Origin of the sequence: Enterobacter cloacae complex sp. P40C2 (assembly GCF_014930695.1) — a bacterium.
Lineage (GTDB): Bacteria > Pseudomonadota > Gammaproteobacteria > Enterobacterales > Enterobacteriaceae > Enterobacter > Enterobacter pasteurii.
Window position 1 is genome coordinate 372,459 of the sequence record NZ_JADBRP010000002.1, and the last position, 13,151, is coordinate 385,609.

Annotated in this window: 10 protein-coding genes; 4 read left to right on the forward strand and 6 right to left on the reverse strand. The window is 59.9% G+C overall.

Annotated features, from left to right (window positions below):
* The first annotated feature begins 48 nt into the window (after nt 1-48).
* From treB to nrdG, 4 genes are all read left to right on the forward strand, one after another.
* Entirely contained in the window at nt 49-1,467 is a 1,419-nt protein-coding gene (gene treB / locus IM304_RS07000; RefSeq protein WP_193354896.1) for a PTS trehalose transporter subunit IIBC, read from the forward strand.
* A 51-nt stretch (nt 1,468-1,518) separates the two neighbouring features.
* Complete coding sequence (gene treC / locus IM304_RS07005) at nt 1,519-3,162, forward strand: alpha,alpha-phosphotrehalase (RefSeq protein ID WP_193354855.1); 1,644 nt, start codon at nt 1,519-1,521, stop codon at nt 3,160-3,162.
* 373 nt (nt 3,163-3,535) lie between these two features.
* Complete coding sequence (gene nrdD, locus IM304_RS07010) at nt 3,536-5,674, forward strand: anaerobic ribonucleoside-triphosphate reductase (RefSeq protein WP_193354856.1); 2,139 nt, start codon at nt 3,536-3,538, stop codon at nt 5,672-5,674.
* A 126-nt stretch (nt 5,675-5,800) separates the two neighbouring features.
* The gene (gene nrdG / locus IM304_RS07015) at nt 5,801-6,265 is read left to right on the forward strand and encodes an anaerobic ribonucleoside-triphosphate reductase-activating protein (protein WP_176608862.1); all 465 of its coding nucleotides are present in this window, start codon (nt 5,801-5,803) and stop codon (nt 6,263-6,265) included.
* Nucleotides 6,266-6,297: 32 nt separating this feature from the next.
* Here nrdG and IM304_RS07020 read toward each other — a convergent pair whose 3' ends face one another.
* From IM304_RS07020 to IM304_RS07045, 6 genes are all read right to left on the reverse strand, one after another.
* Complete coding sequence (locus tag IM304_RS07020; protein WP_193354857.1) at nt 6,298-8,208, reverse strand: transcription antiterminator; 1,911 nt, start codon at nt 8,206-8,208, stop codon at nt 6,298-6,300.
* 19 nt (nt 8,209-8,227) lie between these two features.
* The gene (locus IM304_RS07025) at nt 8,228-9,364 is read right to left on the reverse strand and encodes a lactonase family protein (RefSeq protein WP_193354858.1); all 1,137 of its coding nucleotides are present in this window, start codon (nt 9,362-9,364) and stop codon (nt 8,228-8,230) included.
* A 125-nt stretch (nt 9,365-9,489) separates the two neighbouring features.
* The gene (locus IM304_RS07030; RefSeq protein WP_193354859.1) at nt 9,490-10,230 is read right to left on the reverse strand and encodes a KDGP aldolase family protein; all 741 of its coding nucleotides are present in this window, start codon (nt 10,228-10,230) and stop codon (nt 9,490-9,492) included.
* Nucleotides 10,227-11,345, reverse strand: a complete 1,119-nt coding sequence (locus IM304_RS07035) for a DgaE family pyridoxal phosphate-dependent ammonia lyase (RefSeq protein WP_193354860.1) — start codon at nt 11,343-11,345, stop codon at nt 10,227-10,229. The genes IM304_RS07030 and IM304_RS07035 overlap by 4 nt, the downstream gene beginning before the upstream one ends.
* The gene (locus tag IM304_RS07040; RefSeq protein ID WP_193354861.1) at nt 11,329-12,462 is read right to left on the reverse strand and encodes an amidohydrolase/deacetylase family metallohydrolase; all 1,134 of its coding nucleotides are present in this window, start codon (nt 12,460-12,462) and stop codon (nt 11,329-11,331) included. Before IM304_RS07040 ends, IM304_RS07035 begins: the two co-directional genes overlap by 17 nt.
* 42 nt (nt 12,463-12,504) lie before the next feature.
* Nucleotides 12,505-13,146, reverse strand: a complete 642-nt coding sequence (locus IM304_RS07045) for a DUF4310 family protein (RefSeq protein ID WP_003856081.1) — start codon at nt 13,144-13,146, stop codon at nt 12,505-12,507.
* Nucleotides 13,147-13,151 lie beyond the last annotated feature (5 nt).

Consider the following 13,151-nt stretch of genomic DNA (forward strand, 5'->3'; position numbering starts at 1 on the left):
TTGCGTTCAGGTCATTCATCCCTTCACCATCTGTCATGAGGTTTCATGATGAGTAAAGTCAAACAAGCCGATATCGATCGGTTGATCGTCCTGGTAGGCGGCCGTGAAAACATTGCCACCGTCAGCCACTGCATTACCCGCCTGCGCTTCGTGCTGAACGATCCGGCTAAAGCTAACCCAAAAGCCATTGAAGAGCTTTCAATGGTCAAAGGCTGCTTCACCAACGCCGGGCAGTTCCAGGTGGTGATTGGTACCGAAGTGGGCGATTACTATCAGGCTCTGCTGGCGACGACCGGGCACGCTTCCGCCGACAAAGAGCAGGCGAAGAAGGCCGCGCGTCAGAATATGAAGTGGCACGAGCAGCTTATCTCCCACTTCGCAGAGATCTTCTTCCCGCTGCTGCCGGCGCTGATCAGCGGGGGCTTAATTTTAGGCTTCCGCAACGTCATCGGCGATGTGCCGATGAGCGACGGCAAAACCCTGGCGCAGATGTACCCGGCGCTGCAAAGCATCTATGACTTCCTGTGGCTGATTGGCGAAGCGATCTTCTTCTACCTGCCCGTCGGGATCTGCTGGTCAGCGGTGCGCAAAATGGGCGGAACGCCGATTCTTGGCATCGTGCTCGGCGTCACGCTGGTCTCTCCGCAGTTAATGAACGCTTACTTACTTGGTCAGCAGGTGCCTGAGGTGTGGAACTTCGGCCTGTTTACCATCGCCAAAGTGGGCTATCAGGCGCAGGTGATCCCCGCGCTGCTGGCCGGGCTGGCGCTGGGCTTTATTGAGACGCGCCTGAAGCGCATCGTGCCGGACTACCTTTATCTGGTGGTGGTGCCGGTCTGCTCGCTGATCCTGGCGGTATTTCTGGCGCACGCCTTTATCGGTCCGTTTGGCCGCATGATTGGTGACGGCGTGGCCTTCGCGGTGCGTCACCTGATGACCGGCAGCTTCGCGCCGGTTGGGGCCGCGCTGTTTGGCTTCCTGTATGCCCCGCTGGTGATCACCGGCGTGCACCAGACGACGCTGGCGATCGATATGCAGATGATCCAGAGCCTGGGCGGCACGCCGGTCTGGCCGATTATCGCCCTGTCTAATATCGCGCAGGCCTCCGCGGTTACCGGCATCATCATCGTCAGCCGTAAGCACAACGAGCGTGAGATCTCCGTTCCGGCAGCTATCTCCGCTTACCTCGGCGTTACCGAACCGGCGATGTACGGTATCAATCTGAAATATCGCTTCCCGATGCTCTGCGCGATGATCGGCTCTGGCCTGGCGGGTTTGCTGTGCGGCCTGAACAACGTGATGGCGAACGGGATTGGCGTGGGCGGCCTGCCGGGAATCCTCTCCATTCAGCCCGCGTTCTGGCAGGTGTTTGCGCTGGCAATGGCGGTGGCGATTATCGTCCCAATGGCGCTGACTACCGTGGTCTACCAGCGTAAGTTCCGTCAGGGCACGCTGCAGATTGTTTAATTCCCTCTTTTGGGGCGCAGTTGCGCCCCTTCGCATTTGCAGGAACGTACTATGAATACCCTTCCTCACTGGTGGCAAAACGGCGTCATCTATCAGATTTACCCAAAGAGTTTCCAGGACACCACCGGCAGCGGCACGGGCGATCTGCGCGGCGTGACGCAGCGCCTGGACTACCTGAAAACCCTCGGCATTGACGCCATCTGGCTGACGCCGTTTTATATCTCGCCGCAGGTGGATAACGGCTACGACGTGGCGAACTACATCGCCATCGACCCGACCTACGGCACGCTGGACGACTTTGACGAGCTGGTCGCCCAGGCGCACGCGCGCGGCATCCGCATCGTGCTGGATATGGTGTTTAACCACACCTCCACGCAGCACGCCTGGTTCCGCGAATCGCTGAACAAAGCGAGCCCGTACCGCCAGTTCTATATCTGGCGCGACGGCACGCCGGACGAGCTTCCCAATAACTGGCGCTCCAAGTTTGGCGGCAACGCCTGGCGCTGGCACGCCGAAAGCGAGCAGTATTACCTGCACCTGTTCGCGCCGGAGCAGGCGGACCTCAACTGGGAGAACCCGGAGGTGCGCGCCGAACTGAAAAAGGTGTGCGAGTTCTGGGCCGATCGCGGCGTGGACGGTTTACGTCTCGACGTGATTAACCTGATTTCGAAAGATTGGTCCTTCCCGGACGATCCCTTCGGCGATGGTCGTCGCTTCTACACCGACGGGCCGCGCATCCATGAATTTCTTCAGGAGATGAGCCGCGACGTCTTTACCCCGCGTAACCTGATGACGGTAGGCGAAATGTCCTCCACCTCGCTGGAAAACTGCCAGCAGTATGCGTCTCTGGACGGGCGCGAGCTGTCGATGACCTTCAACTTCCACCACCTGAAGGTGGATTACCCCGGCGGCGAAAAATGGACGAAGGCGAAGCCGGACTTCGTGGCGCTGAAGACCCTCTTTAACCACTGGCAGCAGGGGATGCACAACAAGGCGTGGAACGCGCTGTTCTGGTGTAACCACGATCAGCCGCGCATCGTGTCGCGCTTTGGCGACGAAGGGGAACACCGCGTGGCGGCGGCGAAAATGCTCGGCATGGTGCTGCACGGCATGCAGGGCACGCCCTATATCTATCAGGGCGAAGAGCTGGGCATGACCAATCCGCACTTCAGCCGCATCACCGACTACCGCGACGTGGAAAGCCTGAACATGTTTGCCGAACTGCGCGCAAACGGCCGCGATGCGGAGGAGCTACTGGCGATTCTGGCATGTAAATCCCGCGATAATGGCCGCACGCCGATGCAGTGGGACGCCTCGCACAATGCGGGCTTTACCGGGGGCGAGCCGTGGATTGGCGTTTGCGATAATTACGAGACGGTGAACGCCCGGGCCGCGCTGGACGACCCGGACTCGGTGTTTTACACCTATCAGTCGCTCATCAGGCTGCGCAAAACCCTGCCGGTGCTGACGTGGGGAGACTATGAAGATTTGCTCCCGACACACCCTTCCCTGTGGTGCTACCGCCGCCGGTGGCAGGGACAAACGCTGATAGTGGTGGCAAACCTGAGCGGCGCATCTCAGGAATGGCACGCAGACGCTCCGGGCGGCGAGGCGCGGATCGTGATGAGTAACTACCCTGCCCCCTATGCGTCTTCGCTCCGTCCGTTTGAAGCCGTGTGGTGGTTACAGGAGTAACTTCCCCGCCGGGCGCCCGTCGCGCCCGGCTTATTTTGCTGTTTTTGTTGAATAATTAAGCAAAATTTTGCCTCTGCGCATTTACAATCGCTCCAGCGCCCGCCGTTTGTACTCTCGTCTTTTTACTTTGTTCTGAATCAAAAAAATCGCAAACATGTTTGATGCAAATCACTATATGTAGCACTTAAAATGCATCCCGACCCAACATATTGTATCTATCGTCTACAATTCCAACAACAAGACGGCGCTTACGCTGGCCGGAATTGTGGATAACACGAACCGGGAACGCGGGAAGTCTTTGGCGTGCCGAGCAATAAGCCCGGTGAATACTTCCCCACCTCTGTGGATAACCTGTTTTTAAAATGGAGTGATCATGACACCGCATGTGATGAAACGTGATGGCTGTAAAGTGCCGTTTAAATCAGAGCGCATCAAAGAAGCCATTCTGCGTGCAGCTAAAGCAGCGGGAGTCGATGACGCAGATTACTGCGCCACCGTCGCAGAAGTCGTTAGCAGCCAGATGCATGAACGCAGCCAGGTGGATATCAACGAGATCCAGACTGCGGTAGAAAACCAGCTGATGTCTGGCCCCTACAAGCAGCTGGCGCGCGCCTACATTGAGTACCGTCACGACCGTGACGTCCAGCGCGAGAAGCGCGGTCGCCTGAACCAGGAGATCCGCGGCCTGGTGGAGCAGACCAACTCCTCGCTGCTCAATGAAAACGCGAATAAAGACAGCAAGGTAATCCCGACCCAGCGCGACCTGCTGGCCGGTATCGTCGCCAAGCACTATGCGCGCCAGCATCTGCTGCCGCGCGACGTGGTATCGGCGCACGAGCGCGGTGAAATCCACTACCACGATCTCGACTACTCGCCGTTCTTCCCGATGTTCAACTGCATGCTGATCGACCTGAAGGGCATGCTGACCCGCGGCTTTAAAATGGGTAACGCCGAGATTGAACCGCCAAAATCCATCTCCACCGCGACGGCGGTCACGGCGCAGATCATCGCCCAGGTCGCGAGCCACATTTACGGCGGCACCACCATCAACCGCATCGATGAAGTGCTGGCCCCGTTCGTGGCCGAGAGCTTTAACAAGCACCGTAAAACGGCGGAAGAGTGGCAGATCCCGGACGCCGACGGTTACGCCCGCTCCCGCACGGAGAAAGAGTGCTACGACGCCTTCCAGTCGCTGGAATACGAAGTGAACACGCTGCACACCGCCAACGGCCAGACGCCGTTTGTGACCTTTGGCTTTGGTCTCGGCACCAGCTGGGAATCGCGCCTTATTCAGCAGTCCATCCTGCGCAACCGTATTTCAGGCCTGGGTAAAAACCGCAAAACGGCGGTATTCCCGAAACTGGTCTTCGCCATCCGCGACGGGCTGAACCACAAGTTTGGCGATCCGAACTACGACATTAAACAGCTGGCGCTGGAGTGCGCGAGCAAGCGCATGTACCCGGACATTCTGAACTACGACCAGGTGGTGAAGGTCACCGGCTCGTTCAAAACGCCAATGGGCTGCCGCAGCTTCCTCGGCGTGTACGAAGATGAGAACGGCGAGCAGATCCACGACGGGCGAAACAACCTGGGCGTAATCAGCCTTAACCTGCCGCGCATCGCGCTGGAGGCGAAAGGTAATGAAGAGGCCTTCTGGACGCTGCTGGACGAGCGTTTACAGCTGGCGCGTAAGGCGCTGATGACCCGCATTGCGCGCCTTGAAGGGGTGAAAGCCCGCGTCGCGCCAATCCTTTATATGGAAGGGGCCTGCGGCGTGCGCCTGAAGGCGGACGATGACGTTGCTGAGATCTTCAAAAACGGCCGCGCGTCGATCTCGCTGGGCTATATCGGTATTCACGAAACCATTAACGCGCTGTTTGGCGACAGGCACATTTACGACAGCGATACCCTGCGCGAGAAAGGCATCGCGATTGTGCAGCGCCTGCGTGATGCGGTGGACCAGTGGAAAGACGAAACCGGCTACGGTTTTAGCCTGTACAGTACGCCGAGCGAAAACCTGTGCGATCGCTTCTGCCGTCTGGATACCGCCGAGTTCGGGATTGTGGAAGGGGTGACCGACAAAGGGTACTACACCAACAGCTTCCATCTCGACGTTGAGAAGAAGGTGAACCCGTACGACAAGATCGACTTCGAAGCGGCCTACCCGCCGATCGCCAGCGGCGGCTTCATCTGCTACGGCGAGTACCCGAACATTCAGCACAACCTGAAGGCGCTGGAAGACGTGTGGGATTACAGCTACCAGCACGTGCCGTACTACGGGACCAACACGCCAATCGACGAGTGCTACGAGTGCGGCTTTACCGGCGAGTTTGAGTGCACCAGCAAAGGCTTTACCTGCCCGAAATGCGGTAACCACGATGCGGCCCGCGTTTCCGTGACCCGCCGCGTGTGCGGCTATCTCGGCAGTCCGGACGCGCGTCCGTTTAACGCCGGCAAGCAGGAAGAGGTGAAGCGCCGCGTGAAGCATTTAGGGAATGGGCAGATCGGGTAATTTTTTTGCCGGGTTCTCCCCCTCACCCCAGCCCTCTCCCCAAAGGGGAGAGGGTGTAATCGTCCCCTCTCCCCTTTGGGGAGAGGGTTAGGGTGAGGGTTAAAGGCATCACATCAGGCTAACGCTATGAACTATCACCAGTACTACCCCGTCGACATCGTCAACGGCCCCGGCACCCGCTGCACGCTCTTTGTATCGGGCTGCATTCACGAGTGCCCCGGCTGCTACAACAAAAGCACCTGGCGCTTAAATTCCGGCATGCCGTTCACCGCTGAAATGGAAGACCGCATCATCAGCGACCTGAACGACACGCGCATCAAACGTCAGGGGATTTCGCTCTCCGGCGGCGACCCGCTGCATCCGCAAAACGTGCCGGATATTCTGAAGCTGGTGAAACGCATTCGCCGCGAATGCGCGGGAAAAGATATCTGGGTCTGGACGGGCTATAAGCTGGATGAACTGAATGCTGCACAACGAGAAGTGGTGGATCTGATTAACGTGCTGGTCGACGGCAAGTTCGTGCAGGATTTAAAAGATCCCATGCTGATCTGGCGAGGCAGCAGTAACCAGGTTGTGCATCATCTGCGTTAATTAATAGCGGATAGCCTCTATCCGCTTTTTTCTCAAAACCGGCTCAAACTCTCCACGGCCTCAGCCTTAAACGCCGCAAAATCCTGGCACTGGCACAGGCGCGCCATCGCGCGTTCACGCAGGAAGGTGACGAAGATGTCGTAAATGGCCATCGCCTCTTCGTATTCACTCCTGCTAATCGCAAGCAGGAAAATCACATGGGCTGTTTCATCTCCCCACTGAATGCCCTGCGGCGCCAGCACCGTGTAGACCACCGTTTTTTGCGCCAGCAGGCCGAGGGAGTGCGGCAGCGCGATGCCGTCGCCAAGCATGGTGCTGACGATGGCCTCACGCTCGATGACCGAATCCAGAAACTCCGCCCCGACAAAGCCCTCGCGTTCGAGCTGCTCGCACAGTTCGCGGAACAGGGTTTGCTGGTCGACGGGCTTGTCGATAATGCGGAAATGGGCCGCGTCGAAGTATTTCTCCAGCATCCACGGACGGGTTCTGTCCACCAGCACCAGCTTGCCGATCTGCTCCAGCTGATAGTCGGTCGGGAACGGCGCGATCGTCACCACCGGTTTGGATTTCTCGCTCACGCGGGCGGTGGAAATAACAAAGTCCTCGACGACGGTATCCGCCTGCTCGTACTCGCGCAGGGTGAGCGTACGCGCAATCTCAATCTGCGGGTATTTACGCTGGAGCACCGCCTCGATCATCCGCACCATCGCGTTTCCGGCGTCGCACACCAGCAGCACCCGCGGCTGGCGCTGGTAGCCAATGTTGTAGTGACGCTCCAGCCCGACGCCGATGTGCAGCACCAGGAAGCCAATCTCGTTTTCGCTGATCGCGTACGGGGTATATTTCCCCCAGCTCGACACGGCCGCGAGGGTCATGTCCCACGCCATCGGATAGTGCTGCTTGATGTTATCCAGCAGCGGATTGGGGATCATGATTTGATACCGCACGCGGGTGATCATGGTTTTGATGTGCGTGAGCAGATCCGCGTGCAGCTGTTCGTCGCTGAGCAGGTTGTAGTTATAGTGGGTATTGATGTAGCGCAGGATGTAGTTGACCAGCGCCTCATCGTCGTCGGCGTTAATCGCGCTTGGGGCGATCTCCTGGATCTGCCGCGCCGCAATGTGCACGCACAGCCAGCTCTCTTCCGAAGGTGAAAGCGCTTTGTCCGCCAGCTGCTGGATGGACGCCGCGATAGCTTTCGCCGCCTCGCGCACGTTGTCCTCCACGTCTTCCGCCTGAAATTCCGGCAGCGGGTAACCTTCGCTGATGCGCCGCACCGACACCGCGCAGTACAGGCGCAGGAACAGCTCGCCTTCGTCGGTCAGGCGAATGTGATGGCGGGTCAGCGCGTCGTGCAGTACGGGCACCATCTTTTCCGCCACGCCCGCGTTGAGCGCTACCTCGGTAACCAGCGGGTTCAGGCTGTCCTGCTGCGCCAGCTCCCACAGGAGGTCGGTCAGGCAGGCGCGGATCGCCATCTCGCGGCCAAACAGCTTCATGCCGTGGCGCGGGCGGGTTTCCAGCGTCAGGTTGTACCGGTGGAACCACTCGCGTACCTCCACCATGTCGCTCTGCAGCGTGGCGCGGCTGACAAACCACTCGTCCGCCAGGTCCTCCAGCTTAAGGGAAAACGCCGAGGTCAGAAAACGCACCACCAGATAGTGCACGCGCTCCGGCCCGGTTCGCGGAACGCGCAGCGCGCGCGGGTGCGATGCCTGTAGCTGCTGGTAACGTTCAGCATCATCAATTTTAAGCTGATAGCCGTTGCCCCGGCTCAGGATGAACTGCGCGCCGTGGCTCGCCAGCAGCGCGTTCAGGGCGGTGATATCCGCCCGGACGGTTCGCGTGGAGACCGACAGCCGCTGCGCCAGCTCGTCCTGCGGCAGCGTCTCGTTTTGCAACAGATCGAAAAGTTGCGCTAAACGTTGGTTCGGAAATCGCACGTCGTCGTCCTCTTACTGCTCAGGGTGAAATAACCATCTGGGATGGGCTGCCGACCGGGGTGTAGTCTGGCTCAACGCTCAGCCTGCCGTCCTGCGCCACGCGGAAGCGGGTAATGTTGTCGCTGCGCTGGTTCATGACGTACAGCCAGCGCCCCTGCTTATCGAGCGTCAGGGTTCGCGGATAGTCACCGCGCGTCCAGACATCGTCCTGGTGCGTCAGCGTCCCCTCCGCCGTTACGGTAAAGTGCCCGATGCTGTTATGCAAACGGTTAGCGACATACAGCTGTTTACCATCGGCGCTTAACGCCAGCCCGGCGGCAAAGCTGGTGCCCTTGTAACCGTCCGGCAGGGCTGAAACCGTTTTACCTTCTTTGAGCCTGCCGCTGCTGTCCAGCGCATAATGGGTGAGCGTAGAGGCTTCTTCGTTAATCAGCCACAGAGCGTCTCCCTTCGGCGTAAAGACAAAGTGGCGCGGCCCGGCACCTTTTGATGAGGCGCTGATAAACGGCGGATCGTTCGGCGTCAGCTTGCCGCTTCGATCGTCAAAGCGGTACTGGTAGATGCGATCCAGCCCCAGATCGGTAGAAAACACATACTTCCCGCTCGGATCGGCAGCGATCATGTGCGCGTGGGGGCCGTTATGATCGCTGATGGCAAAGCTGCCCTCAACGGCAGCTTCAGGCTTCGCCGCCCCCGGTTCGCCCCGATCCTGATGCGTGTCCGTGGCCTCACCCAGGCTGCCGTCTGCGTTGACGGGCAGCACCGCGATCGATCCGCTGACGTAGTTCGCCACCAGCAGGTGCTGGCCGTTCGGCGTTAGCGACAGGTACACCGGCCCCGCACCGCCGGAGGAGACCTGATTCAGCTCGCTCAGCTCGCCGTTATCGCCCACGCGCAGCGCCTGCACCACGCCCTGCTCCACCTCGCTTGCCAGATACAGCGTTTTGCCGTCGTGAGAGACGGTCAGCTGCGCCGCGTTCGGGAGCCTGCTCACCAGCGTTTTATCGCCGAGCGCGCCGGTGTTCGGGTCGACGGTAAAGCGGTACAGCCCCTCGCCGTTGGGGTTATAGGTGCCGACCCAGGCGTACTGCGGCTGGGCGATAGCGGCAGTGGCAAGCAACGAGAGTGAAGCGACAAGCAGGTTTTGGGTGTGCATGGTGGCTCCTTTGGGGTTGTGCGGTTTGTTCCCCCTCACCCTAACCCTCTCCCCAAAGGGGAGAGGGGACGATTACACCCTCTCCCCTTTGGGGAGAGGGCCGGGGTGAGGGGTAAGGTTTTGTTTTACTTTACCAGCTTCTTCGTCATCGCAAGCAGCGTACGCACGTCTTCCGGACGCGTATCGCCGCTGTCTTTGTCGATAATCGAGCTGTAGATATGCGGAATGATTTTGCTCACGCCCGAGTCCAGCGCGATCTGCAGGATCTCCTCGAAGTTATCCAGATCGATTCCCCCGGTCGGCTCCAGCCAGAAGTCGTGACGAGCGCAGGCTTCCGCCACCGCTTTGTACTCGTCACGGCACTTGAGGCCGCCCATCGGGAAGTATTTGATCGAGCTGCCGCCGAAATCCTTCAGCAGGGCAATCGCCGTTTCAACCGGCACAATGCCGTCCGGTGCCGCGCTGCTCAGCGGGCCGGTGGAGATTTTTACCATCCCGACGGTGCCGGTCGGTGAGACCAGTCCGTTGACCACGGACTCATTCTGCCCCAGCAGCGCGCGGCTGGTGGCCACGCCGGTGAAAACCTGGTTAACGTGCTGCGGCTGAACCTGGCGGGAGATTTCGCTCACCATCGCCGACTGGTTCGGATCGCCCGCGCCCAGCCCTACGGAAAGCGCATTATCAATCAGCGCCGCGTACTCACGCATATCAGCGACCGCGCTCGCCACGTCAGGATAGTTTTTGGAGAGCACGCCCACCAGCACATGGCCTTCCGCCGCCTCGTAAATGGCGCTGGCGTTGGCTTTCGAGCCTGCCAGCACGTTCAGGCAGACGCGGTCACGGTAAAAATTGGGGGTCCGTTTCATGCTTTTTTCTCCTGTCCTAATACTTCGCTAATGCGGCGGTACACGATGTTCAGCTGGTCAGCGCTCACGCTGCGCACGTCCGCTTCGATGATCCCTTCGTTGGCCTTGTAGCCACGGAAGTAAATGGCGTATTCACCCTGCTTCAGCTGCGCGACAAGGTCGCCGGTGCCGACGCCGGTGGTCGCTTCGTCAAACTTAATCTCGGTGCGCGCGATGTCGCGACCGGCGCTGTCCCAGACCACGCGCGCGGTAACGCCGTTCAGGGTGTTGAGCGCGTCGATAAACGGCGTCATTTTTGCCACCATCTCCGCCCCGCTCTCTTTGGTTGCCGTCAGGTAGTGTTCGATGGCGCAGGTCAGGCCAAGGATGCCCTCTTTACCCACCTTCATGGCGCGGCCAATGCCCGCCGTCTGACGCTTCACCCATTCAACATATTGAGTTTTGCCGATCACCAGCCCGCTGGTTGGCCCTTCGATCGCCTTCGCGCCGCTGTAGATCACCAGATCGGCGCCGGAGCGGTAGTACACGTGCAGATCTTCTTCCGCTGCCGCATCGACGATCAGCGGGAGATCGTGCTTGCGCGCCACGACCGCCGCCTGCTCAACGCTGAGCATGCTTTTCTGCACGCAGTGGTGCGATTTGATATAGAGGATCGCCGCGGTGCGCGGGGTGATCGCCGCCGCCAGCTGATCGGCGGAGCATTCGTTGGCGTAGCCCGCCTCCACCAGCCTGCCGCCGCCCAGCGCCACCATGGTGCCCACCGGCGCGCCGAAGTTTACGTTGTGGCCTTTCGGCAGCACGATCTCGTTGTTTTCAATCGGGGTGACGTGCAGGTTTTCCAGCAGCCAGTCGCTGTCCTTCACCAGCACTGCCGCCACGGACTGGGCAATGCCCGCCGATGCGCAGGAGACCACCGTCGCGCCCTCCACGTCCAGCAGCTTCGCAATGTATTCGCCGGTTTTGTTAACCAGATCCTTCATCTCGAAGTAGTGATTCATGCCGTCCATCGCCGCCTGCACCACCTCCGGGCGCGGCGTGGAGACGCCCAGCGCCGTCATGCGGCCAGAGGTGTTAATAACCTGCTTTAAGTGGTACTTCTCATAAATCGAAGGCATGTTCCGTGCTCCCTTGTTCGGTCATGTAGCCCTTGCCCGCGCGGATCGCGGCAAGCGGCACCAGAATGTGTTCAGCCTGCAGGCTGTCGTTTTCAGCATCCGTCAGCACCGTCGGCTGGCGCTTAACGGTGAACAGCGTCAGGTCGGCGTCGAGGCCGGGTTCGATACGCCCTTTGCGCGTCAGGCGCAGGCCGTCGGCGGCATTCGCGGTGACGCAGTCAATCACCTGCGGCAATGACATGCCGACGGCGAGGAATTTTGACATCACGCTCGAAAGCGAGCCGACCGGGCCGTTAATGCGGTTGCGGCAGTAGATATCCGAGCTGATGGTGTGCGGCAGAATACCCATCGCGATGGCGCGTTTCGCCACCTCAAAGCTGAAGCTCGCCGTGCCGTGGCCAACGTCCAGGCGCACGCCGCGCTTCAGGGCGGAGGTGATGGAGGCGCGCAGCTCGCCGGAGGGCGTCAGAATGCGGTTGGGCTTGCCGTTGTAGCAGTGGGTAATGATGTCGCCCGAGCTTAACAGCTCGGCAATTTCGTCGAGGTTCGGCGGATTGTTGCCGATGTGCACCATCAGCGGCAGGTCGCCGTTCTCTTTCTGAATGGCCTTCGCGCGCTCCAGCGGGGTAATACCGTTTTCCCCCACCACGCTGCTGCTCATGCGCGCCTTCAGGCCGACGATAAAATCAGGATGGCGCTTCACCGCCTGCCTCACGGCATCGGCATCAATATTCGCCATATTGGCCAGCTCGTTCTGGGCAATCAGCCCCACGCGGGAGATATTCAGCAGGGCAAAGACCTCGGTTGAGGCTTTGCGGGTAATTTCATAGAAATCGTCCACGTCGTCGGCACCGGTACTGCCCGCGTCCACCACGGTGGTGACGCCGGTGGCAATGCCGACGCTGTCCGGTTCGTCGTGGTAAATGGGGGAGTTCGGGTAGCAGTGAACGTGGGAGTCAATCCAGCCCGCGCTGACGAACACGTTACCGTTAAGCTCAACCGTTTTGCGGGCGGGAGCGTCAATTTCGCCTGTCGCGGCGATCTTCCCGTCCTGAATGGCGATATCGGTCAGGGTATCGTCGGCAAGGCGCGCACGGCGCAGGAGTAAATCAAACATAAGGTTCTCCTGATAAATCGGGCGCCGGAGCGCCCGCGGGTATTAAAGGGCGACCGGGAACAGCCAGCCCAAAATCATTGCGCCGAGGATGGCGCCACCGGTGATCGGCTTCTGCCAGATGTAGAACAGCAGCGCACCCACCAGGGAGCCGACGCCGATAGGAATGGAGGCCGTCATGGCGCTGAGGATAATCAGCGGACCGAGGAAGCGGCCGGAAGCGTTGCCCGCGCCCATCATCACGTCTGCACCGTAGGTAGAGTTACTCTGGTTGATGGTGAACTTACGCGCCAGGATGATGACGTAGCCAATCGCCAGGCCAATCACCAGGCCGGTAATCAGCGAGGCAATGAAGTTAGTCACCGGGAACATGATCCCCGCGCCCAGCAGCAGCGCCGGTACGCCGAGCCCCACGCCGGTCTGGATCGCCCCGCCGATGTCGAGGATCCCCACCAGCGATCCTTCGATAATACGGGCGAACAGGAAGCTCGCGCCGAACGCGGCCACCGCGCCGTACACGCCGGTATCAATCCCCGCCTTCAGCATCGCCACGAAGGCCACTTCGTTAAACGCGCCGATGCCGTAGAGGTAGTACATGTGCGTCCCGGCAAACACGCCGGAGGAGAGCAGGCCAACGAAGATCGGGAACGACCAGTCGGCATACCAAAAACCTTTATTCTGTTCCATTGGAG

Coding starts and splice junctions, on each gene's coding strand:
- IM304_RS07040 (WP_193354861.1), bottom strand. CDS start 12,462: ATGTTTGATTTACTCCTGCGCCGTGCGCGCCTTGCCGACGATACCCTG.
- treC (WP_193354855.1), top strand. CDS start 1,519: ATGAATACCCTTCCTCACTGGTGGCAAAACGGCGTCATCTATCAGATT.
- nrdG (WP_176608862.1), top strand. CDS start 5,801: ATGAACTATCACCAGTACTACCCCGTCGACATCGTCAACGGCCCCGGC.
- IM304_RS07045 (WP_003856081.1), bottom strand. CDS start 13,146: ATGGAACAGAATAAAGGTTTTTGGTATGCCGACTGGTCGTTCCCGATC.
- nrdD (WP_193354856.1), top strand. CDS start 3,536: ATGACACCGCATGTGATGAAACGTGATGGCTGTAAAGTGCCGTTTAAA.
- treB (WP_193354896.1), top strand. CDS start 49: ATGAGTAAAGTCAAACAAGCCGATATCGATCGGTTGATCGTCCTGGTA.
- IM304_RS07035 (WP_193354860.1), bottom strand. CDS start 11,345: ATGCCTTCGATTTATGAGAAGTACCACTTAAAGCAGGTTATTAACACC.
- IM304_RS07025 (WP_193354858.1), bottom strand. CDS start 9,364: ATGCACACCCAAAACCTGCTTGTCGCTTCACTCTCGTTGCTTGCCACT.
- IM304_RS07030 (WP_193354859.1), bottom strand. CDS start 10,230: ATGAAACGGACCCCCAATTTTTACCGTGACCGCGTCTGCCTGAACGTG.